This is a genomic window from Streptomyces poriticola (assembly GCF_036689765.1).
Classification (GTDB): Bacteria; Actinomycetota; Actinomycetes; order Streptomycetales; family Streptomycetaceae; genus Streptomyces; species Streptomyces poriticola.
The window spans coordinates 150,574-176,500 of the sequence record NZ_JBAGKH010000002.1 but is presented as its reverse complement, the minus strand read 5'-3'; the positions used below and the strand labels follow the sequence as shown (position 1 = coordinate 176,500).

22 protein-coding genes are annotated in these 25,927 nt (G+C 73.4%); 15 read left to right on the top strand and 7 right to left on the bottom strand.

Annotated elements, in window-relative coordinates; translation table 11 throughout:
* Positions 1 to 52: 52 nt before the first annotated feature.
* The 3 genes from V5O46_RS03480 to map all read right to left on the bottom strand — a co-directional run bounded on the left by V5O46_RS03480 (position 53) and on the right by map (position 4,447).
* Positions 53 to 808 carry a hypothetical protein gene (locus V5O46_RS03480; RefSeq protein WP_332882891.1) on the bottom strand — a complete coding sequence of 252 codons (756 nt, stop codon included), beginning with the start codon at positions 806 to 808 and terminating at the stop codon, positions 53 to 55.
* Positions 809 to 871: 63 nt separating this feature from the next.
* A complete protein-coding gene (locus V5O46_RS03475) occupies positions 872 to 3,406 on the bottom strand; it encodes an ATP-dependent Clp protease ATP-binding subunit (protein ID WP_332883195.1) in 2,535 nt (844 codons plus the stop codon).
* Positions 3,407 to 3,670: 264 nt separating this feature from the next.
* Positions 3,671 to 4,447, bottom strand: coding sequence for a type I methionyl aminopeptidase (gene map / locus V5O46_RS03470; protein ID WP_332882890.1), 777 nt, complete (start codon positions 4,445 to 4,447; stop codon positions 3,671 to 3,673).
* A 33-nt stretch (positions 4,448 to 4,480) separates the two neighbouring features.
* On the opposite strand from map, the gene V5O46_RS03465 reads away from it, so the two are divergent.
* The 6 genes from V5O46_RS03465 (at position 4,481) to V5O46_RS03440 (ending at position 11,203) form a co-directional block, all read left to right on the top strand.
* Positions 4,481 to 4,768, top strand: coding sequence for a helix-turn-helix domain-containing protein (locus V5O46_RS03465; RefSeq protein WP_332882889.1), 288 nt, complete (start codon positions 4,481 to 4,483; stop codon positions 4,766 to 4,768).
* 60 nt (positions 4,769 to 4,828) lie between these two features.
* Positions 4,829 to 6,370: a hypothetical protein gene (locus tag V5O46_RS03460; RefSeq protein ID WP_332882888.1), complete on the top strand. Its 1,542-nt coding sequence runs from the start codon at positions 4,829 to 4,831 to the stop codon at positions 6,368 to 6,370.
* 172 nt (positions 6,371 to 6,542) lie between these two features.
* The gene (locus tag V5O46_RS03455) at positions 6,543 to 7,385 is read left to right on the top strand and encodes a nitrilase-related carbon-nitrogen hydrolase (protein WP_332882887.1); all 843 of its coding nucleotides are present in this window, start codon (positions 6,543 to 6,545) and stop codon (positions 7,383 to 7,385) included.
* Positions 7,382 to 8,665: an aspartate aminotransferase family protein gene (locus V5O46_RS03450; RefSeq protein ID WP_332882886.1), complete on the top strand. Its 1,284-nt coding sequence runs from the start codon at positions 7,382 to 7,384 to the stop codon at positions 8,663 to 8,665. Before V5O46_RS03455 ends, V5O46_RS03450 begins: the two co-directional genes overlap by 4 nt.
* A 43-nt stretch (positions 8,666 to 8,708) precedes the next feature.
* Positions 8,709 to 10,100: a dihydropyrimidinase gene (gene hydA / locus V5O46_RS03445; protein WP_332882885.1), complete on the top strand. Its 1,392-nt coding sequence runs from the start codon at positions 8,709 to 8,711 to the stop codon at positions 10,098 to 10,100.
* Between the two features lie 101 nt (positions 10,101 to 10,201).
* Positions 10,202 to 11,203, top strand: a complete 1,002-nt coding sequence (locus V5O46_RS03440) for a TIGR03842 family LLM class F420-dependent oxidoreductase (RefSeq protein WP_332882884.1) — start codon at positions 10,202 to 10,204, stop codon at positions 11,201 to 11,203.
* A 75-nt stretch (positions 11,204 to 11,278) separates the two neighbouring features.
* Here the strand turns inward: V5O46_RS03440 and V5O46_RS03435 are convergent, their stop codons facing one another.
* The 4 genes from V5O46_RS03435 to V5O46_RS03420 all read right to left on the bottom strand — a co-directional run bounded on the left by V5O46_RS03435 (position 11,279) and on the right by V5O46_RS03420 (position 15,209).
* Positions 11,279 to 12,469 (bottom strand): cytochrome P450, encoded by a 1,191-nt coding sequence (locus V5O46_RS03435; RefSeq protein ID WP_332882883.1) that lies wholly within the window; start codon positions 12,467 to 12,469, stop codon positions 11,279 to 11,281.
* Positions 12,466 to 13,170: a cyclodityrosine synthase gene (locus tag V5O46_RS03430; protein ID WP_332882882.1), complete on the bottom strand. Its 705-nt coding sequence runs from the start codon at positions 13,168 to 13,170 to the stop codon at positions 12,466 to 12,468. The genes V5O46_RS03435 and V5O46_RS03430 overlap by 4 nt, the downstream gene beginning before the upstream one ends.
* Before the next feature lie 203 nt (positions 13,171 to 13,373).
* Complete coding sequence (locus tag V5O46_RS03425) at positions 13,374 to 14,039, bottom strand: hypothetical protein (RefSeq protein ID WP_332882881.1); 666 nt, start codon at positions 14,037 to 14,039, stop codon at positions 13,374 to 13,376.
* 231 nt (positions 14,040 to 14,270) lie between these two features.
* On the bottom strand, positions 14,271 to 15,209 hold the full coding sequence (locus V5O46_RS03420) for a TauD/TfdA dioxygenase family protein (protein WP_332882880.1): 939 nt from the start codon (positions 15,207 to 15,209) through the stop codon (positions 14,271 to 14,273).
* Between the two features lie 410 nt (positions 15,210 to 15,619).
* On the opposite strand from V5O46_RS03420, the gene V5O46_RS03415 reads away from it, so the two are divergent.
* From V5O46_RS03415 to V5O46_RS03375, 9 genes are all read left to right on the top strand, one after another.
* Positions 15,620 to 17,446 carry a gamma-glutamyltransferase family protein gene (locus V5O46_RS03415; protein ID WP_332882879.1) on the top strand — a complete coding sequence of 609 codons (1,827 nt, stop codon included), beginning with the start codon at positions 15,620 to 15,622 and terminating at the stop codon, positions 17,444 to 17,446.
* An 86-nt stretch (positions 17,447 to 17,532) separates the two neighbouring features.
* On the top strand, positions 17,533 to 18,381 hold the full coding sequence (locus V5O46_RS03410) for an inositol monophosphatase family protein (RefSeq protein ID WP_332882878.1): 849 nt from the start codon (positions 17,533 to 17,535) through the stop codon (positions 18,379 to 18,381).
* Between the two features lie 133 nt (positions 18,382 to 18,514).
* Positions 18,515 to 19,930: a phytoene desaturase family protein gene (locus V5O46_RS03405; protein WP_332882877.1), complete on the top strand. Its 1,416-nt coding sequence runs from the start codon at positions 18,515 to 18,517 to the stop codon at positions 19,928 to 19,930.
* A gap of 7 nt (positions 19,931 to 19,937) precedes the next feature.
* Positions 19,938 to 20,450: an O-acetyl-ADP-ribose deacetylase gene (locus tag V5O46_RS03400; RefSeq protein ID WP_332882876.1), complete on the top strand. Its 513-nt coding sequence runs from the start codon at positions 19,938 to 19,940 to the stop codon at positions 20,448 to 20,450.
* A gap of 128 nt (positions 20,451 to 20,578) precedes the next feature.
* Entirely contained in the window at positions 20,579 to 22,174 is a 1,596-nt protein-coding gene (locus V5O46_RS03395) for an ABC transporter substrate-binding protein (RefSeq protein WP_332882875.1), read from the top strand.
* 32 nt (positions 22,175 to 22,206) lie between these two features.
* Complete coding sequence (locus tag V5O46_RS03390; protein ID WP_332882874.1) at positions 22,207 to 23,175, top strand: ABC transporter permease; 969 nt, start codon at positions 22,207 to 22,209, stop codon at positions 23,173 to 23,175.
* Entirely contained in the window at positions 23,165 to 24,052 is an 888-nt protein-coding gene (locus tag V5O46_RS03385; RefSeq protein WP_332882873.1) for an ABC transporter permease, read from the top strand. Before V5O46_RS03390 ends, V5O46_RS03385 begins: the two co-directional genes overlap by 11 nt.
* Before the next feature lie 137 nt (positions 24,053 to 24,189).
* Entirely contained in the window at positions 24,190 to 25,149 is a 960-nt protein-coding gene (locus V5O46_RS03380; protein ID WP_332883194.1) for an ABC transporter ATP-binding protein, read from the top strand.
* Complete coding sequence (locus V5O46_RS03375) at positions 25,142 to 25,825, top strand: ABC transporter ATP-binding protein (RefSeq protein WP_332882872.1); 684 nt, start codon at positions 25,142 to 25,144, stop codon at positions 25,823 to 25,825. The genes V5O46_RS03380 and V5O46_RS03375 overlap by 8 nt, the downstream gene beginning before the upstream one ends.
* The last annotated feature ends 102 nt before the right edge of the window (positions 25,826 to 25,927 follow it).

Here is a 25,927-nt window from a genome sequence, read left to right as displayed (position 1 = left end):
TCATGCCGAGGAGAAGGTCAGCTGCGCGCCGGCCGGGGGTGCTCGGTCCCTCTCAGGACGCCTTGTGCGAAGGGCGGGTCGCGGACTCCGGGAGCTGGCTCGTCGCCGCCTTCGTCACGTCCCCGACCAGTTCCACCACGTCCGGGCCGTAGGCCTGGGAGTTGACCACCTTGAGCAGCAGCACGAAGGGGCCGCTGCCGTACTTGCGGGACAGCCGCTCGTGGTTGCGGGCGAGATAGCGGGTCGCGGCCTGGTTGGTGATCGCCCGCTGCCCGCAGAACAGGAACGCCGGCCGGGCCACCCGCCGGTCACCGGCCGTCAGCCGGGCCAGCAGCACGTACTCCGTGACCCCGGGGTCCATGCGGTAGCGCTCTGCGCCGATCTGGAAGGCGCCGCGGTCCGGGCCCGGCTCCGGGTCCACGTTGACCCGCACCCCGGGGAGCATGGCCGCCATGTGCGCCGCCATCCGGCGATTGGACGCCGGACCGCCCACACAGAACTCGGTGCGCTCTCCGAAGCCCTGGTCGACCGCGTCCTGGGTGGTCACCTGGACATGTGCACCGCACTCCTTGACCAGTGCGGACAGCTCCAGCAGGGCGAACACGTCGATGCGGTGGACCGCCGGTTCGGCGGTGGCCGGATCACGGTTGACGACGAGCAGTGACTCGGCGTTGTCCGGCAGCCCGAAGAACGCCTGCTTGCGCCGCAGTCTCCGCCGCCACAGATAATTACGGGCGATCCAGCCCAGCGCGGCACCGATGCCCGCCGCGACCACGCCCAGGACGATGTTGCGCACGTCGTCAGTCATGGGCGCGCATGCTAGCGGTCCGAGGTGGACCTGTGTTCGACAGGTCCGTCATCTCCGCTCACATCACAACTCGGGAGCGGGCCGCTTCCCCGGCCGGAACGCCAGCCGGCCGTCGGCGACGTCCACCGTCACCCGGCCGCCCTCGCCGACCCGGCCGTCGAGCAGCAGCCGGGACAGCTCGTTGTCGACCTCCCGCTGGATGGTGCGGCGCAGCGGTCGGGCGCCGTACTCCGGCTGGAAGCCGCGCTCGGCCAGCCAGTCCACGGCCGCGTCGGTGAAGTCGACCGTGATGCCCTGCGCGCGCACCATACGGCGGGTCTGCTCCAGCAGCAGGCTGGTGATCTGCCGCAGCTGGTCGCCGCTGAGCTGGCGGAAGACCACGATCTCGTCGATGCGGTTGAGGAACTCCGGCCGGAAGTGCTCGCGCAGCGGGCGCAGCACCTGCTCGCGCCGGGCCTCCTCGTCCGCCTCCGCGTCGCCGCCGCCGAAGCCGATCCCGGCCCCGCGGCGGGTGATCACGTCGGAGCCGAGATTGCTGGTCATCACCACGACCGTGTTGCTGAAGTCCACCGTGCGGCCCTGGGAGTCGGTCAGCCGCCCGTCGTCCAGCACCTGGAGCAGGATGTTGAACACGTCCGGGTGGGCCTTCTCCACCTCGTCGAGCAGCAGCAGCGAGTACGGGTGCCGCCGCACCACCTCGGTGAGCTGGCCGGCCTCCTCATGGCCGACATAGCCGGGCGGCGCGCCGACCAGCCGGCTGACCGTGTGCCGCTCCTGGTACTCGCTCATGTCGAGGCGGACCATCCGGTCCTCGCTGCCGAACAGCGCCTCGGCGAGCGCCCGGGCCAGCTCGGTCTTGCCGACCCCGGTCGGCCCCAGGAACAGGAAGCTGCCGATCGGCCGGTCCGGGCTGGCGAGCCCCGCGCGGGAGCGCAGCACTGCGTCCGAGACCACCCGCACCGCCTCGTTCTGGCCGACCACCCGCTGGTGCAGATGCTCCTCCAGACCCAGCAGCCGGTCCTTCTCCTCCTGGGTGAGGCTGCTGACCGGGATGCCGGTCTGCCGCGACACCACCTCGGCCACCGCCTCGGTGCCGACGACCAGGTCGAGCCCCTCGTCCCCCTCGTCGTGGGCGTCCGCGTCGGCGATCCGCTCCTTCAGCTCGGTGATCCGGTCGCGCAGCTGCAGCGCCTGCTCGTAGCTCTCGTCGGCGACGGCCTGGTCCTTGTCCCGGGTCAGCTGCTCGACCTCGCGCTCCATGGCCCGCACGCCCGTGCCCTTGGTCCTCGCCTGCAGCCGCACCCGGGCTCCGGCCTGGTCGATCAGGTCGATGGCCTTGTCCGGCAGCCGACGGTCGGTGAGATAGCGGTCGGACAGCTCCACGGCCGCCACCAGCGCCTCGTCGGTGTAGCGGACCTGGTGGTGGGCCTCGTAGCGGTCGCGCAGACCGCGCAGGATCTCGACGGCGTCCGCGGTGGAGGGCTCCGGCACCAGGATCGGCTGGAAACGGCGGGCCAGCGCCGCGTCCTTCTCGATCCGGCGGTACTCCTCCAGGGTGGTCGCACCCACGATGTGCAGTTCGCCGCGGGCCAGGGCCGGCTTGAGGATGTTCCCGGCGTCCATCGACCCGCCCTCACCGCCGCCGCCCGCGCCGGCGACGGTGTGCAGTTCGTCGATGAAGATGATCAGCCGGTCGGAGTTGGCGCGGATCTCCCCGACGATGTTGTTCATCCGCTCCTCGAAGTCCCCCCGGTAGCGGGTGCCGGCGACCACGCTCGTCAGATCCAGGGCGACCACCCGGCGCCCGATCAGTACATCGGGCACGTCGGTGTCGACGATGCGCTGCGCGAGTCCCTCCACGACGGCGGTCTTGCCGACGCCTGCGTCGCCGATCAGCACCGGGTTGTTCTTGCCCCGGCGGGAGAGCACCTCGACGGTCTGCTCGATCTCCTGCTCCCGGCCGATCACCGGGTCGATCCGGCCCTGCCGGGCCAGCTCGGTGAGATCGCGGCCGTACTTGTCCAGGGTCGGGGTGCTACTGGCCGCCCCCGGGCGCTCGGCACGGGGCGGCGCGCCGGTCTCCGGGGCCTCCCGCGGCATCCCCGAGGGCGCGTACCGGGCCGCGTTGAGGATGTGCCCGGCGGCGGAGTCCGGGTTGGCGGCCAGCGCGCTGAGCACATGCTCCGGGCCGATGTATCCGGTGCCGGAGGCACGGGCCATCTCGTGCGCGTCCAGCAGGGCGCGCTTGACCGCGGGGGTCAGCGAGAGCGACGTGGGCGGCGGGGCCTCGCCCGGGGGGTGCTGCGCCGGGCCGGAGCGCTCGTCGATCTGCGAGGCCAGCGAGTCCGGATCGGCGCCGGCCCGGCTGAGCAGGCTCCGGGTCGGCTCGGCGGACAGCGCGGCGCGCAGCAGATGCTGGGTGTCCAGATCCCGGCTGCCGTGCTCGGCGGCGTACTGGGCGGCCCCGCGCACCAGCTCACGGGCGGGCTGGCTGAGCAGCCGGCCGATGTCGATCTGGCGGGGGCGCGGGCCCCCGAAGAAGCGTGCGAGGAACTCCGCGAAGGGGTCTTCGCCCTGGCCCATGAAGCCGCTGGTCATCGGTTCCGTGCCTCCGCTGCTCCGCTGCTCGACGTGCCCGGGCCGGGTTTCCCGGCCCGGGGCGGTCATGCCCAACATGGCACGTTCTGTGCCGGGCGGCATTTTCAGGGGCGGCTGCGGCTTCGGGGTGGGTGTCGTCTCGTGTGTGCGGGTCGGCTGTGGCCGGTCGCGCAGTTCCCGGCGTCCCTGTGCGGGGTTCCCTGCGCCCCTGTGTGGCCCTCCCCGCGCCCCTCTGTGGGGATTCGCTCGCCGTCGGGGTCCGTTTCACTGCGTCTCTCTGGTCGTCAGGATGCGGGGGCCGGCGTCCGTGATCGCCACCGTGTGCTCCACGTGGGCCGCGCGGGAGCCGTCGTCGGTCCGCAGGGTCCAGCCGTCGGCGTCGGCGTGGTAGCCGTCCCGGCCACCGCCGATCAGCATCGGCTCGATGGCCAGGACCATCCCGTGCCGTAGCGGCAGGCCCCGGCCCGGCCGGCCCTCGTTGGGAACCCCCGGGTCCTCGTGCATCCGGCGGCCGATGCCGTGTCCGCCGAAGCCGTCGGGGATGCCGTAGCCCGCCGCCCGGCACACCGAGCCGATCGCGTGGGCGATGTCGCCGATGCGGTTGCCGACGACCGCCGCCTCGATGCCCGCCGCGAGTGCCCGCTCGGCGGTCTCGATCAGACGCAGGTCGGCCGCGCGCGGCGGGCCGACGACGAAGCTGATCGCCGAGTCCCCGGCCCAGCCGTCCAGCTGGGCGCCGCAGTCCACGGAGACCAGATCGCCGTCGCGCAGCCGGTACCCGTCCGGGATGCCGTGCACGATCGCGTCGTTCACCGAGACGCAGACCACGGCCGGGAACGGTGTCGGCGCGAACGACGGCCGGTAGCCGAGGAACGGCGAGCCCGCACCCGCCGACCGCAGCACCTCGCGGGCCACCGCGTCCAGGTCTCGCAGGCGGACGCCCGGCCGCGCGGCCCTCCGTGTCGCGGTCAGGGCCCGCCCGACGACCCGGCCGGCCGCGTGCATGGCATCGATCGACGTGTCGCTCTTCAGTTCCACCATGCCAATTACTATACCGGTATTAGAATAGGCGGCATGGTGCGCACCCCCCTCACCCCCGAAGAGCGAGCGCGCGGCGAGCGGCTCGGCCGGCTGCTGCGCGAAGCCCGCGGCGACCGCAGCATGACGCACGTCGCGACACTCGCCGGGATCTCCGCGGAGACCCTGCGCAAGATCGAGACCGGCCGGGCCCCGACCCCCGCCTTCTTCACCGTGGCGGCGCTCGCCGGGACCCTCGGTCTGTCGATGGACGACATCGCCGCGCGGTGCGCCCCGCCGGAGAGTGACGTCGCCGCCCGAAAACTGCCTGTAGCCGCGGCGTAACACAACTGGTGTTTCCTGCCGAGCGGACGAAAACGCTCCAGTCGGTTGGGGAGTTGAGCGATGACCGCGGACCAGTTGCCGGGCCGGGCCAGGGAGTTCGGCGTCTGCCTGGCGGACCTGCTGGCGCGACTCGACCAGGCCGACGGCTGGTGCGGGGTGTTCTGGCAGCGTGACCCCGACGGCATGCGGGACTGCCTGGAGGGGCGTGAGGTGCCGCCCTGGGACGTGGTGGAGGCGCTGCTGAGCGATCTCGCCGCGCGCTACGACTCCGGGACGGCCCGGGCCGAGGCGGGCCGGCTGCGCACCCTGCACACCGCCGCGCTCGCCGCGTACGACGCCCGGCCCGGCGCCCGGGGCGACCTCGGCGACCGGCTCGACCTGATGCTGCGCGAACAGCGGTACGCCGCCGAGCGGCAGGCCGAGCTGGGCCGGCTGCTGGCCGGGGCCGCCACGCCCCAGGAGACCGAGGCGCTCCACGTCGACCTGGCCTGGGCCCGCGACGACCACACCCGGGCCACCGCACGCTGCGCCGAACTCGGCGCCCGCATCGCCGAACTGGACCGACGCGCCGCCGCCGAGCACTCCACCGCCCCGGGCCCCGGCCGGTACCCGGGCGGCGTACCGCAGGATCCCGCCGCGGACTCCTCGGGCGGGCTTCCCGGCGGTGTACCGCACCGGCCGGGTGCTCCGGCTGCCGCCGAGCGCGCCGGCGTGGACTCCGCGGGGTATGCCGGCGGTGTACCGCAGCAGCCGGGCGATCCGGCCTCCGCCGAGCACGCCGCGGTGGACCGCCCCGCCGCACCCGCCGGACGCGCCGAGCCCTCGCAGCCCACCGTGCCCGCCAAGACCGCCAAGCCCCGCAAACGCCGCCGTGGCGGTGCCCGGTTCGCCGGTCTGCCCGACGGCACGGCCGAGGAGGACGCCGCCCCCGCCGTCGTACCGCCCGCGGCCTTACCGGCCCCGGCCGACGGCGGGGGTGCCGTCCCGCGCGGCGCCCGCTTCGCGGGAGCGGCCGGCCCCGCGGAACCGGTGCAGCCGCGCGCGCCCGAGCCGGACGCCGAGGACCGGCGGGAGGCCGCGCGGGTGGTCCAGGCGCTGGCGCGGCTGCGCGGCCAGGGGCGCAGCGGAGAGGCGCACGCCCTGCTCGCCGAGGCCGCCCACGGGCCCGCCGCCCGGCTGCCGCTGCTCGCCGCCGAACTGCGCCACGCCGGGCTCGGTGCCGACTGGGCCACCCTGCTGTGGGAGGCCGCCTCGCTGCCCGTCACCCGGCTGGTCGCCGCCGCCGACGCGCTGGCCGCCGCCGGCCGGGCGGGCGACGGGGAGCAGGTGCTGCGGCAGGGCGTCGCCCGTCCCGCCTCCGAGGTCGGTCAGGGCGTGCTCGGCCTGGTCGACGCGGGCCGCGACCGCGAGGTCCGGGCACTGCTCGACACCTACGTCCGCGTCCGAACCCCCGAGGAGGCCGCCCGCAGCGCCGGACCCGACCCGCACCGGCTCGCCCCGCTGCTGCTGCGGGCCGCCCAGGGCGTCTCCCACCAACGCCACTGGGACCTGGTGCACGCCCTGCGCGTCGCCGGGCTCTCCCCCTCAGGACCGCACCCCTGAAGGCCCCGCACGCCCCACGGGCCCCTCTCACCCACCGGAGTGTGAAACACGATCGACACCGCCGCTTGACGACGATGGTCTTGGCAAGCCTGTCCGAGGGGGCTTACGTTCGTCCTTCTAGGCCTGCGTCTACGGGCGTAGAGGCTCTGACGTCCCGTCGAAGGAGCAGCTCATGGCCAACGTCGTACGCGCCGCTCTGGTCCAGGCGACCTGGACCGGCGACACCGAGTCCATGGTGGCGAAGCACGAGGAGCACGCCCGCGAGGCGGCCCGGCAGGGCGCGCGGATCATCGGCTTCCAGGAAGTCTTCAACAGTCCCTACTTCTGCCAGGTCCAGGACCCCGAGCACTACCGCTGGGCCGAGCCCGTCCCCGACGGTCCGACCGTCCGCCGGATGCAGGACCTCGCCCGCGAGACCGGCATGGTGGTCGTCGCCCCCGTCTTCGAGGTCGAGCAGTCCGGCTTCTACTACAACACCGCTGCCGTGATCGACGCCGACGGCACCGTCCTCGGCACCTACCGCAAGCATCACATCCCGCAGGTCAAGGGGTTCTGGGAGAAGTTCTACTTCCGGCCCGGCAACCTCGGCTGGCCGGTCTTCGACACCGCCGTCGGCAGGGTCGGCGTCTACATCTGCTACGACCGCCACTTCCCGGAGGGCTGGCGGCAGCTCGGCCTCAACGGCGCCCAGCTCGTCTACAACCCGTCCGCCACCCACCGCGGCCTCTCCGCCCACCTCTGGCAGCTGGAGCAGCCCGCCGCGGCCGTCGCCAACGAGTACTTCGTCGCCGCGATCAACCGCGTCGGGCAGGAGGAGTACGGCGACAACGACTTCTACGGCACCTCGTACTTCGTCGACCCGCGCGGCCGGTTCGTCGGCGACCCGGCCAGCGACACCAAGGAGGAACTCGTCGTCCGCGACCTGGACTTCGGCCTGGTCGACGAGGTGCGCCGGCAGTGGGCCTTCTACCGCGACCGCCGCCCCGACGCCTACGAGGGGCTGGTGCGGCCGTGACCAAGGACCTGCTCGGCCGCCACCGGGCGGTCCTGCCCGACTGGCTCGCCCTCTACTACGAGGACCCGCTGGAGATCACCCACGGCGAGGGCCGCTACGTCTGGGACGCCGACGGCAACCGCTACCTCGACTTCTTCGGCGGCATCCTCACCACCATGACCGCGCACGCCCTGCCCGAGGTGACCAAGGCGGTCGCCGAGCAGGCCGGGCGGATCCTGCACTCCTCCACCCTCTACCTCAACCGGCCGATGGTCGAACTCGCCGAGCGCATCGCCCAGGTGAGCGGCATCCCGGACGCCCGCGTCTTCTTCACCACCTCCGGCACCGAGGCCAACGACACCGCCCTGCTGCTGGCCACCGCCCACCGGCGCAGCAACACCGTCCTGGCCATGCGCAACAGCTACCACGGCCGCTCCTTCGGCTCCGTCGGCATCACCGGCAACCGCGGCTGGTCCCCGACGTCGCTGTCCCCGCTGCAGACCCTGTACGTGCACGGCGGCGTCCGCACCCGCGGGCCCTACGCCCACCTGGACGACCGGGAGTTCATCGCGGCGTGCGTCGAGGACCTCACCGACCTCCTCGGCCAGACCCGCCCCCCGGCCGCACTGATCGCCGAGCCGATCCAGGGCGTCGGCGGCTTCACCTCCCCGCCGGACGGCCTGTACGCCGCCTTCCGCGAGGTGCTGCACGAGCGCGGCATCCTGTGGATCTCCGACGAGGTGCAGACCGGCTGGGGACGGACCGGCGAGCACTTCTGGGGCTGGCAGGCGCACGCCCGCAGCGGTCCGCCGGACATCGTGACCTTCGCCAAGGGCATCGGCAACGGCATGTCCGTCGGCGGAGTGATCGCCCGCGCCGAGATCATGAACTGCCTGGACGCCAACAGCATCTCCACCTTCGGCGGCACCCAGATCACCATGGCCGCCGGCCTCGCCAACCTCGGCCATCTGCTGGAGCACGACCTCCAGGGCAACGCCCGGCGGGTCGGCGGACTGCTCATCGAGCGGCTGAGGGCGGTAGCCGCCCAGGTGCCGCACGTACGCGAGGTGCGCGGACGCGGGCTGATGATCGGCATCGAACTCACCCGGCCCGGCACCGACCGGGCCGACCCCGAGGCCGCGTCGGCCGTGCTGGAGGAGGCCCGTTCCGGCGGGCTGCTCATCGGCAAGGGCGGCGGGCACAGCACCAGCGCGCTGCGCATCGCCCCGCCGCTGACCCTCACGGTCGCGGAGGCCGAGGAGGGCGCCGCGATCCTGGAACGCGCGCTGCGCAGCCTGTGAGCCGGCGGGAGGAACCGCCCGGAGGGACAGGAGGGAACCGCACATGACCCGGACTCTGATCACCGGCGGTCTCGTGATCACGGCCGCCGACGAGATGCATGCCGACGTACTGATCGAGCACGGCCGGGTGGTGGCCCTGGCGGCGCCGGGCAGCCAGCAGTGGACGGCCGAGCGGGTGATCGACGCGTCGCAGCGGTACGTCATCCCCGGCGGGGTCGACGCACACACCCATATGGAGCTGCCGTTCGGCGGCACCTTCGCCTCGGACACGTTCGAGACCGGCACCCGGGCCGCGGCCTGGGGCGGCACGACCACCATCGTCGACTTCGCCGTGCAGTCCAAGGGCGCGGCGCTGCAGGCCGGCCTGGACGCCTGGCACGCCAAGGCCGAGGGGCAGTGCGCGATCGACTACGCGTTCCACATGATCATGTCGGATGTGAACGAGTCGACGCTGAAGGAGATGCCGAAGCTCATCGAGCACGGGGTGACCTCGTTCAAACTGTTCATGGCCTATCCGGGGGTGTTCTACTCGGACGACGGCCAGATCCTGCGGGCGATGCAGCAGGCCGGGGAATCCGGCGGGCTGATCATGATGCACGCGGAGAACGGCATCGCCATCGACGTCCTCGTCGAACAGGCCCTGGCACGCGGCGAGACCGCCCCCCGCTATCACGGTGAGGTCCGCAAGGCCCTGCTGGAGGCGGAGGCCACCCACCGCGCCATCCAGCTCTCCCGGGTGGCGGGAGCGCCGCTGTACGTCGTGCACGTCTCCGCCGAGGAGGCGGTCGCCGAGCTGGCCGCCGCCCGCGACAAGGGGCTTCCGGTCTTCGGCGAGACCTGCCCGCAGTACCTGTTCCTGTCCACCGACAATCTGGCCGAGCCGGACTTCGAGGGCGCCAAGTACGTCTGCTCCACCCCGCTGCGGCCCAGGGAGCACCAGGCGGCGCTCTGGCGGGGCCTGCGCACCGACGACCTCCAGGTGGTCTCCACCGACCACTGCCCGTTCTGCTTCACGGGCCAGAAGGAACTGGGGCGCGGCGACTTCTCCAAGATCCCGAACGGCCTGCCCGGAGTGGAGAACCGGATGGACCTGCTGCACCAGGCCGTCGTCGACGGCCGTCTCACCCGGCGCCGCTGGATCGAGATCGCCTGTGCCACGCCGGCCCGGATGTTCGGCCTCTACCCGCAGAAGGGCACGATCGCGCCGGGCGCGGACGCCGACGTGGTGATCTACGACCCGCACGCCACCCAGACCCTGTCGGCGGCCACCCACCACATGAACGTCGACTACTCGGCCTACGAGGGGAAGACCGTCACCGGTCAGGTCGAGACCGTGCTCTCGCGCGGCGAACTCGTCATCGACCGGCGCACCTACGCGGGCCGCGCCGGCCACGGCACCTTCGTGCCCCGCTCCACGTGCCAGTACCTCGGCTGAACGGCACACACAGCACAGCGCCACAGAGCACGGCACGACACAGCACAACACCGCACGGCACGAGAAACCGCACCGCACCGTACCGACTTTGGAGGTCCCGAGTGGACTTCGGACTCGTCCTGCAGACCGACCCGCCCGCCTCGCAGGTCGTCGGCCTGATGCGCCGGGCGGAGCGCAACGGCTTCCGCTACGGCTGGACCTTCGACTCCGCCGTGCTGTGGCAGGAGCCCTTCGTCGTCTACAGCCAGATCCTCGAACACACCACCGAACTCCGGGTGGGCCCGATGGTGACCAACCCGGGGACCCGGACCTGGGAGGTGACGGCCTCGACCTTCGCCACCCTGAACGACATGTTCGGCAACCGGACCGTCTGCGGCATCGGCCGCGGCGACTCGGCCATGCGGGTGGCCGGCCGCAGGCCCGACACCCTCGCCCGCCTCGGCGAGGCCGTCGACGCCATCCGTGACCTCGCCGAGGGCCGGGAAGCGGTGGTCGACGGCAAGCCGGTCCGCATCCCGTGGATCAGGAACGGCAGGCTTCCGGTGTGGATGGCCGCCTACGGGCCGAAGGCGCTCGCGCTCGCCGGGCAGAAGGCCGACGGCTTCATCCTCCAGCTCGCCGACCCGTTCCTGACCGAGTGGATGGTCAAGGCGGTCCGCCGTGCCGCCGCCGACGCGGGCCGCGACCCGGCCTCGGTCACGGTCTGTGTCGCCGCCCCCGCCTATGTCGGCGACGACCTGGCACACGCCCGCGAGCAGTGCCGCTGGTTCGGCGGCATGGTCGGCAACCACGTCGCCGATCTGGTCGGCCGCTACGGCGAGCACTCCGGCGTGGTCCCCGACGAGCTCACCGCGTACATCAAGAACCGGCACGGCTACGACTACAGCCACCACGGCCGGGCCGGAAACCCCTCCACCGACTTCGTCCCCGACGAGATCGTCGACCGCTTCTGCCTGCTGGGCCCGGCACAGGCCCATGTCGACAAGCTCCGGCGGCTGCAGGCACTGGGCGTCGACCAGTTCGCTCTGTACAACATGCACGACGCCCGGGAGGCGACCATCGACGCCTACGGCTCGGACATCATCCCGGCCGTCAACGGCTGACCCGGAGCGAGCCCTGCCCCGGGGGCACCGCGCGGTGCGACGGTCCCCGGGGCAGGGCGTCCTGCACCGGCGCTCCTACCAGTGGACGGGCAGGCGCTCCGGGATCCGTTTCATGAACCCGGTGCGCCACACCAGTTGCTCGACGGGGACGGCCAGGTCCAGGCGGGGCATCCGGTCCAGCAGGACCCGGATCGCCACCTCGGCGTGCTTCCTGCCCAGGGCGGTGGCCGGACAGTAGTGCGCCCCGCCGCCGAAGGACAGGTGTGTGCCCGCGTCAGGACGGTCCAGCCGGATGGTGTGCGGGTCGTCGTACCGGTCGGGGTCGTGGTTGGCGGCCTCGACCAGGACCAGCACCAGCTCGCCCCGGGCCACCGTGACATCACCGAGCCGCACGTCGTCCAGGGCGATCCGGGGCAGCCCGTCGGCGATCGACAGGTTGACGCGCAGCAGCTCGTCGACGGCGGTGGGGACCAGGCCGGGTTCGGCCGCCAGCCGGTCCCGGACCTCCCGGTTGAGCAGCAGGGTCGTGCACATCATGGTCAGGGCGCCCATCACCGAGATCACCCCGGCGCCGAACATGGTGACCCCCACCGTCGCGAACATCTCGTCGGACACCTGCGCGTAGTCGGGTGTGCCGCGCAGCGCGGCCAGCTCGCCCATCAGCCCTGCCGTGTCCGGGTCGTCCAGACGGTCCTTCATATAGGCGATGTCGCGGTCCCAGTTGAGCGCGGCGGCGGGCACCGGCCGCGGGCTGTTCATGAAGGCGGTGTGCAGGCTGCGGTAGAGACGGTCCGCGTCCGCCGGGGGGACGCCCAGCATCCGGCAGTGCAGACCGGTGGAGTACGGCACCGCGAAGTCCCGGCGCAGGTCGGCCGGTGCCCCCTGGGCGACCAGCGCGTCGGCCAGCTCCCCGGCGTACCGCTCCATCCAGTCGGCGTGCGCCTTGGGGTTGAGGGCGCGCATCACCGCCCTGCGCAGCCCGGCCCCGGTGATGTTGCCCATGTTGTTGACGACCTCGGGCGGGATCGTCAGCGCGTACTGGCGGGGCACCCCCGGGGCGGAGGTCTCCTTGAGGCTGAAGCGGTCGTCCTCCAGCACCTGCCGGCACAGGTCGTAGGAGGACACCAGCCAGGCCCGGTCCCCGGCGATGGTGCGCACCCGGGTGACCGGGCGGTCCCGCAGCAGGGCCGGCACCTCCTCCGGGAGCCGGTCGCCGCGCGGCGAGAACGGGAAGTCGAGCAGGTCCGTGTCGGGTGCGGTGGTCACCGGTCGGCCTCCGTGCGGGTCGGGTTGATGATGCCGTGGCCCTGGTTGCGCGATGCGCGCAGCCCGTGCCCCGGCCCGTACAACAGGTCGGCCAACGGCAGTACCTGGTGGTAGCAGTTGAGTGAGGACGCGACGTCGAAGATCGCCGGGGAGTCGAGGAACAGCGGCAGTTCGGCCAGGATGTAGCGGGTGCAGACGTCCCGCTGCCGGGGGGTGCCGGCCCGCCCGGTGACCTTGTCCTGCAGGAAGCGGTCCACCAGGTCGGCGACCGTCGCCCGCAGCACGGGGTCGTCGGCCATCAGGGACTCCACCCGGTCGCTGAGCCGGCGGTAGCCGGGCAGTCCGGTCAGTGCGGACACCGGCCGTGCCGCCACCCGGGTGCCGGACGGATCGGCGGACAGGGCGGCGTTCGCGACCTTGGCCCGCACTCCGCGCAGGTTCTTGACCGCCTTGCGGCGGGCGTCGTCCGGCGCATAGCCCAGCGCCTCGTACATGTCGGCGACGTGCAGATCCGTATAGACGATGTCGACCCGGGCGAAGCGCTCGGCCGCCCAGTGCGCCAGGCCGGTGACCGTGTCGGCGGTGAAGAAGCCGTTGCCCGGCGAGACGCCGATGACGGCATGGCAGGCCTCTTGCTCGATGACCCGGCAGTGGGAGGTGTACGGCCGCACGGTGAATATGTCGGTCGTGATGGTCGTCAAGGTGACGATTCCTTCGGGAGCCGCTAGTCCCAGTGGGGCCTTGTGCCCCCGGTGTGGCGACTCTGGGGAGAACCTAACCGAAGGCGGGCGCGTCACACAGCATGACCGGCCAGTAACTCTGCGGATTATCCGGACCGTTGGCGTCCGTATCCGTCCGGGGGCCAGTGGGGTGGGCCTGCCGCGGCCGGCCGCAGCGCCGCAGGTCAGCCCTTCCCGCCGTCCTGCAGGGTGGCGACCGCCTCCTTGGCCGCCTTGATGGCCCCCTTGTTTATCTCGTCCGTGCTGGGTGCCTTCTTCGTCTCGAAGTCGCTGCCGTTGTACGTGATCACGACCACCGCGTTGGCGGCGCGGACCAGCACGGTGCCCTCACGGGTCTGCTGCTGGTCCTCGGTGGTCAGGTTGACGACCGAGTAGGCCGCGTCGCCCACCCCGGGCACCTCGCCCCCGCCGTCCCGGTCCGCGACCCGCTCCTCGTACGACTTCCGGGCCGCGTCGTCCGACCGCATCACCTCGAAGGAGACGTCCAGCCAGCGGTAGTCGTAGCCCTTGAGCGCGTTCCAGGAGCAGGTGCGGCGCACCTCGGAGTCGGTCGACGGTATCTCCTTGCCGGCCGTCTCGGCGCCCGGCACGAGCGACGAGACCGTCTCCTTCCCCAGGCTGGTGCAGGGCGCCGGGGCGGCGCCGTAGGTCCGGGACACCGCCTGCGTCGACGGGGCCGACGGCGACCGGGTGGCGGTCTCGGGCTGCGACGTGGGCTCGGCGGCCGGTGCCGCGGCGAACGGGCCGGTCGACAGCGCCCAGCCCGCCGAGGCGAGCACGGCGACCGGGGTCAGACGTGCGATGAGGGCGAGCGGCAGGGGGAGGGGCACGGCGCACTTCTCGTGGGGACGGTGCGGAGAGGAGTCCGCACTGCGGACGGGACGCCAGTGTCACACGACTCCCTGTGGGGCGGAAGTGTCAACTCGCTGCGTGCCCGCGCGGTGACGCAGACACACGGACGGCGCCGGGCTCGCTGGGGGATATGCCCGGAAACCCCGGAAACCCCGGAAGTCGGCAGGTGCCGGCTCCGGGGCCCGGAGCGGACCCGGGCCGCCGCGCGTTCACCGCGGGCGGTCGCCGGCGATGGTGACGCGTTCGGCGATGCGCCGGTGGCCGTCGTAGTCGTTCACCGCGTAGTGCTGGGTGGCGCGGTTGTCCCAGAAGGCGATGTCCCCTGGCTGCCAGCGGAAGCGCACCTGGTACTCGGGAACGTGCGCCTGCTGGAACAGCAGCCGCAGCAGCCGGTCGCTCTCGTCCCGGTCCATGCCGACGATGCGCGTGGTGAAGGAGGTGTTGACGAACAGCATGCGCCGTCCCGTCACCGGATGGGTGCGCACGACGGGGTGCTCCACGGGCGGGAAGAGGTCCTGGAACGCCGCGAGCCGCTCGGGCCCGTAGAAGCGGATGAACCCGGGGATGAAGTCGTGCACGGCACGGGCGTCGTCGACGCGGTCCTTCACGTCCTGCGGAAGGTTGTCGTAGGCGGCGGCCATGTCCGCCCACATCGTGTCCCCGCCGGACGGCGGCACTTCGCGGAGCTGGAGGACGGCACCGAGCGCGGGACGTTCGCGGAAGGTGACGTCGGTGTGCCAGACGTTCTCGAACGTCCGGACACCGCCGGCGCCCTTGTCGAAGCGGACGACGTCCTCGCTGGAACCGGCGGCCAGCAGGGGGTTGGTCTCCAGTTCACCCCAGTTGCCCGCGAACGCGCGCTGCCGGTCGGAGGTGAGGTGCTGGGAACGGAAGAAGAGGACCTTCCACTCCAGCAGGGCGCGGTCGAGCTCCTCGAACAGGGCGGGGGTGAGCGGGTGGGAGAGGTCGACGCCGCGGATCTCGGCGCCGATCGTGCGGGCCCGCGGGACGAGCTCGAACAGTTCGTAGGGGCGCTCCTCCGAGCCCTCCGGGAGCCGGTGCAGGGTGCGCGGTCCTTCGTGGAGCCCGTCCTGGGGGATGCGTGCGGCGCGGAGGACGGCTGCCGGTGCGGCGTCCGTGGCGGTCATGCTGCTCGTCTCCTTCGACCGGTCCTGGTCGGGTCGTGTGCCGATGTGTCAGGGGTGGGTGTGTGCTGCCAGAGCCGTCTGCGCGGGGCGGCGAGGGGCGGGCGGCAGGGCAGGCCTGCGTGCCCGGCGGACCGGCGGGGGAGAAGCAGGTACTCCGTGCCGTCCGCCACACGGGGGCGCCGGCGCCCCCGGAGGGGCGGCGCAGATGGCTCAACGGCGGTGGGTCATCGACCGGAGCGCTCACACCCGGCTCGATCGGGGCAGCGCGAGTGCCCCGTCGTCGAGTCGAACCAGGTGGTAGTCATGAGGCCGATTGTGCGATCTTCAATTGCCGCTGTCAACGGCGGCACCTTCCCGCCGGGACGGCGGGCCGCCCGGCCGACGCGCGCAGACAGCGAGGTGAGAGCCCGATGTTCACCACCCGCCCCACCCTCCAGGGCACCTTCGGCATGGTGTCCTCCACCCACTGGCTGGCCTCCCAGTCGGCGATGGCCGTCCTGGAGGACGGCGGCAACGCCTACGACGCCGCCGTCGCCGGTGCCTTCGTGCTGCACGTCGTCGAGCCGCACCTCAACGGGCCCGCCGGAGAGGTGCCGATCCTGCTCGCCCCGGCGGGTGGTGAGGTGCGGGTGCTGTGCGGCCAGGGGGTCGCGCCGGCCGGGGCGAGCGTCGCGCACTACCGTGCGCTCGGCCTGGACCTCGTCCCCGGTACCGGACCGCTCGCCGCCGCCGTCCCCGGCGCCTTCGACGCCTGGCTGCTGCTGCTGCGCGACCACGGCACCAAGTCCCCGGCCGAGGTGCTGAAGTACGCCATCGGCTACGCCGAGCAGGGGCATCCGGCCGTGGAACGCGTCGGCGGGACGGTTTCGGCCGTGCGCGGGCTGTTCGAGACCGAGTGGACGACCTCGGCCGAGGTCTATCTGCCCGGCGGGCGTCCGCCCCGGCCCGGAGAGCGGCTGCGCAACCCCGCCCTCGCCGCCACCTGGAAGCGGCTGCTCGCCGAGGTCGCGGGGGCGGGCGACCGGGCGGCGCAGATCGAGGCGGCCCGGGAGGTGTGGCGCGCCGGATTCATCGCCGAGGCGCTGATACGGCAGGCGGGTCGGCCCACGATGGACACCAGCGGCGAGCGGCACACCGGCACGCTCACGGCCGCCGACCTCGCCGGCTGGTCCGCGGCCTACGAGCCGCCCGCCACGTACGACTGGAACGGCTGGACCGTGTGCAAGGCCGGCCCCTGGAGCCAGGGCCCGGTGCTGCTCCAGCAGCTCGCCCTGCTGCCGCCCGAACTGCCGGCGTACGGCTCCGCGGACTACGTCCATCTGCTGGTCGAGGGCTGCAAGCTCGCCATGGCCGACCGGGAGGCCTGGTACGGCGACGCGCGGGAGGTGCCGCTCGACGACCTGCTGTCGGCTCCGTACAACGCGCAGCGGCGCCGCCTCGTCGGCGAGCGGGCGTCGTACGAACTGCGGCCGGGGAGCCCGGGCGGGCGCACGCCACGGCTCTGCCGGTACGCGCGCGCGGGGGCCACCGGGGAGCCGGGCTTCAACCCGACGGGCGCCGGGGAGCCGACCGTCGCCGGGAGTCCGGCCTCCGCGGTGCCGGGTGAACCCGGGGTCCGTGCCGACGGCGGCACCCGCGGCGACACCTGCCACCTCGACGTCGTCGACCGGTGGGGCAACATGGTGGCCGCCACGCCCAGCGGCGGCTGGCTGCAGTCCAACCCCGTCGTGCCGGAGCTGGGCTTCCCGCTCGGCACCCGGCTGCAGATGACCTGGCTGGAGGAGGGGCTGCCGAACTCCCTCACCCCGGGCCGCCGCCCCCGGACCACCCTCACCCCGTCGATCGCGCTGCGCGACGGCGTGCCCGTGATGGCGTTCGGCACCCCGGGAGGAGACCAGCAGGACCAGTGGCAGCTGCACTTCCTGCTCGCCGTCGCGCTGCGCGCCCCGGTGCGCGGCGGCCTCGACCTGCAGGGTGCCGTCGATTCCCCGAACTGGCACAACGACAGCTTCCCCGGCTCCTTCTTCCCGCGCGGCATGCGCCCCGGCAGCGTGACCGTCGAGTCCAGGATGCCCGGTGCCGTCGTCGCGGAACTGCGCCGCCGCGGCCATGACGTCACCGTCGGTGACGCCTGGTCCGAGGGGCGGCTGTGCGCGGTCGCCCGGGACCCGGGGACCGGGATTCTGTCGGCGGCGGCCAATCCGCGCGGCATGCAGGGATACGCCGTGGGACGCTGAGCCCCGGAACCTGTTGTTCATGCCGATTCCACCCGGAGTGCACCGGGCGGGCGGGGATTGTCAGTGGCGCATGCTCTCATGGAGTCATGATCGAAGAGACCGAAACCATCGACGAGTTTCTCGCCGGGCACGCCCACGAGGTCGAGGAGGCCCTCCGCAAGGCCGCCGCGCTGGAGATCATGCCGCGCTGGCGCCGCCTCGCCGCCGACGAGGTCGACCAGAAGAGCGGACCGCACGACCTGGTCACCGACGCCGACCGGCAGGCCGAGCTGTATCTGACCGACGCGCTCGGCGCCCTGCTGCCCGGCTCCGTGGTGGTCGGCGAGGAGGCGGTGCACGCCAACCCGGCGTCGTACGAGGCGATCCGGGGCGGGACACCGGTGTGGATCGTCGACCCGGTCGACGGCACCCGGCAGTTCGTGCACGGCGACCCCGGCTTCTGCACCCTGGTAGCGCTGGCGCACCACGGCCGGGTCCTGGCCTCCTGGACCTACGCCCCCGCCCTCGACCACCTCGCCACGGCGATACGGGGTGCGGGCGCCTTCCTGGACGGCGAGCCGCTGCGGGCCGGTTCCCCGGAGCCCGGCCGCGAGCTCAGGGTGGCCACCTCCCACCCGGACTTCACCACGGACGAGCAGAAGAGCGCCCTGCTCGGCCTGCACATCCCCGGCGTGGCCCCCCGCCCCTGCGGCTCGGCCGGACTGGAGTACCTGGCGGTCGCCCGCGGCGACCTGGACGCGACCGCCTTCTCCTGGGAGGCCGCCTGGGACCACGCCGCAGGTCTGCTGCTGGTGGAGGAGGCAGGCGGCGCCCATCTGACCCGGACGGGCGAGCCGTTCCACATCACCGGGGGCAACGACCTGCCGTTCACCGCCGCCCGCGACGCGGCCACCGCACGCCGGGTGACGGCCCTGCTGGCCGGCGGGGCCGCCTGATCCGGCCGCGGCTGTCCGCTCGCCCCGGACCGGAGTCCGCCGCACCCCACCCGCGCGCGGAGTCCGCCGGAGCCCCGGCATATCCTGATCCCCAGAGGCCATCGGCTGACGAAGGGGTCCGAAGGTGCCGTCGATGCTCGATACCGTCGTGGTGGGTGCGGGACCGAACGGCCTGACGGCCGCAGTCGAGCTGGCCCGCCGCGGCTTCTCGGTCGCCGTGTTCGAGGCCCGGGACACGATCGGCGGCGGCGCCCGGACCGAGGAGCTCACGCTGCCCGGCTTCCGGCACGACCCGTGCTCCGCGGCCCACCCTCTCGCCGTCAACTCACCCGCCTTCCGCTCGCTGCCCCTGGAGCGCTACGGCCTCGAGTGGCTGCACCCGGACCTGCCCATGGCCCACCCGTTCCCCGACGGCTCCGCCGCCGTGCTCTCCCGGTCGGTCGCCGAGAGCGCCGCCTCGTTCGGCCCTCGTGACGCGGGCACCTACCGCAGGCTGATCGAGTCCTTCCTGCCCCGCTGGGACACCCTCGCCCGGGATTTCATGGCGCTGCCGCTGACCGCGCTGCCCCGCGACCCGGTCACGCTGGCCCGCTTCGGGCTGGTCGGTCTGCCCCCGTCCACCTGGCTGATGCGCCGGTTCCGGGACGAGAAGGCCCGGACCCTGTTCGCCGGTCTGGTCGCGCACGTCATGGCCCCGCTCGGCGGCCTCGCCACCAGCGCCGTCGGCCTGGTCTTCGCGCTGGCCGCGCACGCCCGCGGCTGGCCGGTGGCCCGCGGCGGCTCCCAGTCCATCTCCGACGCCCTCGCCGGGTACCTCACCGACCTCGGGGGCACCCTGCACACCGACTTCGAGGTCAAGCGGCTGGACGACCTGCCCCCCGCCCGCGCCTATGTCTTCGACACCTCGCCCGCCGCCCTGGCCCGGATCGCCGGCTTCGGCCGGTACTACGAGGGCTACCGGTACGGCCCCGGCGTCTTCAAGATCGACTATGCCCTGGACGGCCCGGTGCCCTGGACCGCCGAGGAGCCCCGCACCGCGGGCACCGTCCAGATCGGCGCCGACAGCGCGGAGATCGGCGCCGCCCTGCACGCGGCGTCCCGCGCCGGACGTGCGCCGGACCGGCCGTTCCTCATCACCGTGCAGCCGGGCGTCGCCGACCCCACCCGGGCCCCGGCCGGCAAGCAGGTCTTCTGGGCGTACGGCCATGTCCCGGGCGGCTGGACCGGCGACCTCACCGACGCCATAGAACGCCAGCTGGAGCGCTTCGCCCCCGGCTTCCGCGACCGGATCCTGGCCCGGGCCACCGCCGGCCCGCCCGAGCTGGCCGCCCGCAACGCCAACTACGTCGGCGGCGACATCGCCACCGGCGCCGTCTCCGGCCTGCAGATCCTGCTGCGCCCCCGGCTCTCCCTGTTCCCGTACGCCACCCCGCACCCGGCGGTCTTCATCTGCTCCTCGGCCACGCCGCCCGGCCCCGGGGTACACGGCATGTCGGGACACAACGCCGCGAAGGCCGTCTGGCGGAGGCTGCGGCAGAGCGGAGGCTGAGACGGACATGACCACCATCACCTTGGTGCAGGGCGACATCACCCGCGAGAGCGTCGACGCGATCGTCAACGCCGCCAACTCCTCGCTGCTCGGCGGCGGCGGGGTCGACGGCGCCGTCCACCGGCGCGGCGGGCCCGCGATCCTCGCGGAGTGCCGCGAGCTGCGCGCCTCCCGGTACGGCAAGGGCCTGCCCACCGGACAGGCCGTCGCCACCACCGCCGGCGAGCTGGACGCCCGCTGGGTGATCCACACCGTCGGCCCGGTCTGGTCGTCCTCCGAGGACCGCTCCGCCCTGCTCGCCTCCTGCTACCGGGAGTCCCTCCGGGTCGCCGACGGCCTCGGCGCCCGGACGGTGGCGTTCCCGGCGATCTCCACCGGTGTCTACGGCTGGCCGATGGACGACGGCGCCCGCATCGCCGTCGAGACGGTGCGCGCCGCCGGGACCACCTCGGTGGCCGAGGTCCGGTTCGTCCTCTTCGACGACCGGGCGTACCAGGCGTTCGCGGCGCAGCTCGGCTGACCGGCACCGCCCGCCGGGGACCGTATGCCGTCCATCACCCGACCCCTGGGTGCGCCGGGGCCCTGCCAGGCGCTTTAATTGCGTCCGATGTGCAAGAACCAGCATTGGGCAACAAGGGTGGGGTGCAGATGAGGACCCGTCGGATACGTAGCGCCGCCGCGGCGGCAGCGGCGATGGCCGCGGGGGTCACCGCCTGCTCGGCCCCCGGTGGCGGCTCCGGCGGCGGCGACGGCAAGACCGCCGACACCGTCGTCATCGGTGTCGCCTCCGAACCGGACACGCTCAGCCCGCTGCTCGGCTACGGCAGGGACGGCAACTCCAAGATCTTCGACGGGCTGCTCGCCCGCGACACCGACCTGGAGCTGCGGCCGGCCCTCGCGGCGGAACTCCCCGAGGTCACGGACGACGGCCGCACCTACACCTACACCCTGCGCGAGGGCGTGAAGTTCAGCGACGGCGAACCGCTGACCGCCGAGGACGTGGTCTACACGTACCGCACGGTGCTCGACGAGAAGACCAACAACACCACCAAGAGCGAACTGGACGCCGTCAAGAGCGTCGACGCGAGCGGCGACGACACGGTCGTCTTCCGTCTCAAGTACCCCTACGCGGGCTTCGCCGCGCGCACCGTGCTGCCCGTCGTGCCCGAGCACGTGGCCGGCGGGCAGGACCCCAACACCGGGTCGTTCAACACCGAGCCGGTCGGCACCGGCCCGTACGTCCTCGCCGACTGGCGGAAGGGCGAGAAGCTCACCTTCAAGGCCAACCCGCACTACTGGGGTGCCGAGCCCGCGGTGACCTCGTTCACCATGGCGGTCATCGCCGACGACAGCGTCCGCGCCACCCGGCTGCGCTCCGGCGACCTCGACGGCGCCGTGCTGCCGCCCAACCTCGCGGCCACCTTCAGGAACGACGACGGCAGGCGCACCCACGAGGCGAAGTCGTACGACTTCCGGGCCGTCACCCTGCCCACCGGGAACAAGGTCACCGGCGATCGCGCGATCCGGCAGGCCCTGGATGCCGCCGTGGACCGCCGGGCCATGGTCGACAAGATCCTCGAAGGCGCCGGCCGGCCCGCGTACGGGCCGCTGCCCACCGACGACCCCTGGTTCACCGAGGACATCGAGCGGACCCGGGACCTCGCCGAGGCCCAGCGGATCCTGGACGAGGCCGGCTGGACGCCGGGCAAGGACGGCATCCGCGGCAAGGACGGGCAGCGCGCCACGTTCACCCTGTACTACCCCTCGGGCGACAAGGTCCGCCAGGACCACGCCCTCGCGTACGCCTCCGACGCCAAGCAGGCCGGTATCGAGGTGAAGGTGGAGGGCGCCACCTGGGAGGTCATCGAACCGCGGATGGGCCGCGACGCGGTCCTCGCCGGCTTCGGCAGCGTCGGCGACCCCGACTTCGGCCTCTACACCCTGCTGCACTCCTCGCTCGCCGGCGACGGCTTCAACAACATGGCCCGCTACGACAACCCGGTCGTGGACGAGGCCCTGGACACCGGCCGGCAGAGCCAGGACCCGAAGCAGCGCGCCGCCGCCTACGACAGGCTGCAGAAGGCACTGGTCGACGACCCCGGGTACACCTTCCTCACCCACATCGACCACCTCTACGTGCTCGCCGACCGCTGGGACGGGCTGACCACCCAGCTCGAACCGCACGAGCACGGCTTCGCCAGCGGCCCGTGGTGGAACATCGAGGACTGGCAGCCGAAGGCATGACCCGCAGTCCCCGGAGACTTCCCTGGGGAGCGATGGCACGGCTGGCGGGGCGGCGGGCACTGTTCGCCGCCCCCGTCCTGGCCGTCGTCACCTTCGCGGTCTTCGCCATCGCCGCCGCCTCCCCGTTCGACCCCGTCAAGGCCTACGCCGGCACCGCGGCCCTCGGCGCCGACCAGGAGACCCTGGACCGGCTGCGCGCCAACCTCGGAGTCGACCGGCCCTTCGTGAGCCGCTGGTGGGACTGGCTGACCGCCGCGCTCTCCGGCGACCTGGGCCACTCCAGCGTGATGCGGCAGCCGGTGGTCCAGGTGATCGGCGAGCGCCTGGTGTGGTCGGCGCTGCTGTGCGCCGTCGCCTTCGCCGCCGCCGTGCTGCTCGGCACGGTGCTCGGGGTGCTGGCCGCGCGCCGCCCCGGCGCACCGCTGGACCGGGCGGTGACCTCGCTGTCGTACGCCCTGGAGGCCGCCCCCGTCTTCTGGATCGCGCTGCTGGCGGTCTGGCTGTTCGCGCTCCAGTGGGACCTGCTGCCGGCCGGCGGCCTCACCGACACCGGAAGCAGCCAGGTCACCGCGGGGCAGGTGGCGAGCCACGTCGTGCTGCCCGCCGGGGTGCTCGCCGTCTCCCAGCTGCCCTGGTTCACCCTCTACGTGCGCCAGGGGGTCACCGACGCCCTCGCCGAGGACCCGGTACGCGGCGCCCGCGCCCGCGGTCTGAGCGAACGCACCGTCCTGCTGGGCCACGCCCTGCGCTCCGGACTGCTGCCGGTGCTGACGCTGATCGGCTCCCGCGTCCCCGAACTCATCACCGGCGCCCTGCTGGTGGAGACCGTCTTCAGCTGGCCGGGCATCGCGGCGGCCACCGTGGAGGCGGCCACCGCGGTCGATTTCCCGCTGCTCGCCGCGCTGACCACGCTAGCCACCGCCGCGGTACTCGCCGGCAACCTGCTGGCGGACCTGCTCTACGGACTGTTCGACCCGAGGGTGAAGCTCAGTGACATGTGACGCCCCCGCTCCCCCGGAGCAGACCTGGCGGTCCTACGGCGGCGACCGCCGCTCCACCCGCACCCTGCGGGTGCGCACCTCCGCCGTGCTGGTGGCGGTGACCGTCCTGGCCGTACTGCTCGTCCCCCCGCTGGTCCAGCTCGACCAGCAGGCCGTCGACCTCGCCGCCAAGCTGCAGCCGCCCAGCTGGGAGCATCCCTTCGGCACCGACGACGTCGGCCGGGACCTGCTGCTGCGCTGCGTCTACGGGCTGCGCGTCTCGCTGCTGGTCGGGGTGGTGGCGGCGGTGGCGGCCACCGTCGTCGGCACCGCGGTGGGCGCCGCCGCGGGGGCACTGGGCGGCTGGTTCGACCGCGGCATCATGCGGATCGTCGACACCTTCTCCTCCGTGCCGCACCTGCTGCTCGGCATCTTCATCGTCGCCCTGTTCCGGCCGGGCGTCTGGCCGGTGGTGGTCTCGGTGGCGCTCACCCACTGGCTGTCGACCGCGCGCATCGTCCGCGCCGAGGTGCTGTCCCTGCGCTCGCGGCCCTACATCGACGCCGCCGTCTGCGGGGGCGCCTCCCGGTGGCGGGTGGCGGTCAGGCATCTGCTGCCCGGCGTACTGCCGCAGGCGGCGCTGGCCGCCGTGCTGATGATCCCGCACGCCATGTGGCACGAGTCGGCGCTGTCCTTCCTCGGGCTCGGGCTGCCCACCCACATGGCGAGCCTCGGCAACCTGATCGAGAGCGCCCGCACCTCGTTGCTGGCGGGACAGTGGTGGCCGACCCTCTTCCCGGGCCTGTTCATCATCGTCCCGACCCTCGCCGTCGCCGGTCTCGCCGGCGCCTGGCGGGAACGGATCAACCCCCGCCGGCGATCGGAGCTGATGCTGTGACCCACGGAACCGACGCGGCTCCGGATGCCGCCGACCCCGTGCCCCACGACGGTGCCGTCCCGGCCACCGGTGCCGACGCCCCGACGGAGCGCACCGCCCCCGTGCTGGCCGTGCGTGGGCTGTCCGTGCGGTTTCTGATGCCGGGCGGGCGGCGGATCGCCGCGGTGACCGACGTGGCGTTCGACGTGGCGGCGGGGGAGTGTCTGGCACTGATCGGGGAGAGCGGCTGCGGGAAGTCCGTCCTGGCCTCCGCGCTGCTCGGGCTGCTGCCCGGCAACGCGCAGAGCGCCGGCCGGGCCCGGCTCGGAGACCTGGACCTGCTCGCCGCCGACGAACGCACCCTCGCCCGCACCGTACGCGGGCGGCTGATCGGTCTCGTCCCGCAGAGCCCCGCCGCCCACCTCACCCCCGTACGCACCATCCGCTCCCAACTGGAGGAGACCGTCGCGGCCCTGACCCCGGTCCGGGGCGGCGCCGAGCTGCGCACCGCCGCCGAGGCCGCCGCCGAACGCGCCGCGTTCCCCCCGGACCACCTCGACCGCCACCCGCACGAGCTGTCCGGAGGGCTCGCCCAGCGCGCCGCCACCGCGCTCGCCCTGGTCGGCGACGCCCCGCTGCTGCTGGCCGACGAACCCACCACCGGACTCGACCGGGACCTGGTGGACCGCACGGTCGACGAGCTGCGCCGGCACGTCGACGGCAGGACCGGGAAGGGCGACGCCGCCGGGCGCCGAGCGCTGCTGATGATCACCCACGATCTCGCCGCCGCCGAGCGGATCGCCGACCGGGTCGCCGTGATGTACGCCGGCCGGATCGTCGAAGTCGCCGAGGCCGCCGCCTTCTTCGGCACGCCCGGACCCCGCCACCCCTACGGCCGCGGCCTGCTCCAGGCCCTGCCCGACCGCGCGTTCACCCCCGTCCCGGGAATGCCCCCGGAGCTCGGCGCGCTCCCCGACGGATGTGCCTTCGCCGCCCGCTGCGACCGCGCCACCGACGCCTGCTCCGTGCAGCCGGCGCTGTCCGGCACGGTCGCCTGCCACCACCCGCACACCGCTCACCCGCACACCGCCCACCCGGAGGCCGCCGACCGTGCTTGACCTGCGCGCCATCACCGCCGGATACACCAGGAGCACCCCGGTGGTCCGGGACGTCTCGCTGAGCGTCGCCCCCGGCGAGGCGGTCGGGCTGCTCGGCCCCAGCGGCTGCGGCAAGTCCACCCTGGCCCGCGTCGCGGCGCTGCTGCACCGCCCCGACGCGGGCAGTGTCGTCGTCGACGGCGAGCCGGTGCGCCGCTGGCGCCACCGCGCACCGCGCGAGCAGCGCACCGCGTTCGGCGTCGTCTTCCAGCAGGCGCGGCTCTCCGCCGACCCCCGGCTGCCGCTGGCCGACCTGATCGCCGAACCGCTGCGCGCCACCGGCCGGCGCCAGGGCAGCGCCGACCGGGTCGCCGAACTGGCCGCCACCGTGGGGCTCACCGGCGACCTGCTGACCCGGCGGCCCCACGAGGTCAGCGACGGCCAGCTGCAGCGCGCCTGCCTGGCCCGCGCCCTGGTACTGCGCCCGCGCTGGCTGGTCTGCGACGAGATGACCGCCATGCTCGACGCCTCGACCACCGCCGCGCTGGTCCGGGCGGTGGAGGACTACCGTTCGGCGACCGGCGCCGGCCTGCTGGCCGTCGGCCACGACCGCACCCTGCTGGACCGCTGGTGCGACCGCACCGTCGACTTCACGAGCCTGTCCACCGCGGTCCCCCGCAAGGCAGCCGACCGGTAACTCGCCCTCCGGTTAATCGACATGCATCCGTCGAACCAGGGCAACGGGCGCACCCATCGGGGTTCATCGGGCGCGGATTGGCTGGTCAGGTCCGACCATCCG

What these genes read in the sequence shown, in the direction of transcription:
- V5O46_RS03480 (WP_332882891.1), bottom strand. Translation starts at nt 808, where the DNA reads ATGACTGACGACGTGCGCAACATCGTCCTGGGCGTGGTCGCGGCGGGC.
- V5O46_RS03475 (WP_332883195.1), bottom strand. Translation starts at nt 3,406, where the DNA reads ATGACCAGCGGCTTCATGGGCCAGGGCGAAGACCCCTTCGCGGAGTTC.
- map (WP_332882890.1), bottom strand. Translation starts at nt 4,447, where the DNA reads ATGGTGGAACTGAAGAGCGACACGTCGATCGATGCCATGCACGCGGCC.
- V5O46_RS03465 (WP_332882889.1), top strand. Translation starts at nt 4,481, where the DNA reads ATGGTGCGCACCCCCCTCACCCCCGAAGAGCGAGCGCGCGGCGAGCGG.
- V5O46_RS03460 (WP_332882888.1), top strand. Translation starts at nt 4,829, where the DNA reads ATGACCGCGGACCAGTTGCCGGGCCGGGCCAGGGAGTTCGGCGTCTGC.
- V5O46_RS03455 (WP_332882887.1), top strand. Translation starts at nt 6,543, where the DNA reads ATGGCCAACGTCGTACGCGCCGCTCTGGTCCAGGCGACCTGGACCGGC.
- hydA (WP_332882885.1), top strand. Translation starts at nt 8,709, where the DNA reads ATGACCCGGACTCTGATCACCGGCGGTCTCGTGATCACGGCCGCCGAC.
- V5O46_RS03420 (WP_332882880.1), bottom strand. Translation starts at nt 15,209, where the DNA reads ATGACCGCCACGGACGCCGCACCGGCAGCCGTCCTCCGCGCCGCACGC.
- V5O46_RS03415 (WP_332882879.1), top strand. Translation starts at nt 15,620, where the DNA reads ATGTTCACCACCCGCCCCACCCTCCAGGGCACCTTCGGCATGGTGTCC.
- V5O46_RS03410 (WP_332882878.1), top strand. Translation starts at nt 17,533, where the DNA reads ATGATCGAAGAGACCGAAACCATCGACGAGTTTCTCGCCGGGCACGCC.
- V5O46_RS03405 (WP_332882877.1), top strand. Translation starts at nt 18,515, where the DNA reads ATGCTCGATACCGTCGTGGTGGGTGCGGGACCGAACGGCCTGACGGCC.
- V5O46_RS03400 (WP_332882876.1), top strand. Translation starts at nt 19,938, where the DNA reads ATGACCACCATCACCTTGGTGCAGGGCGACATCACCCGCGAGAGCGTC.
- V5O46_RS03395 (WP_332882875.1), top strand. Translation starts at nt 20,579, where the DNA reads ATGAGGACCCGTCGGATACGTAGCGCCGCCGCGGCGGCAGCGGCGATG.
- V5O46_RS03390 (WP_332882874.1), top strand. Translation starts at nt 22,207, where the DNA reads ATGGCACGGCTGGCGGGGCGGCGGGCACTGTTCGCCGCCCCCGTCCTG.
- V5O46_RS03380 (WP_332883194.1), top strand. Translation starts at nt 24,190, where the DNA reads ATGCCGGGCGGGCGGCGGATCGCCGCGGTGACCGACGTGGCGTTCGAC.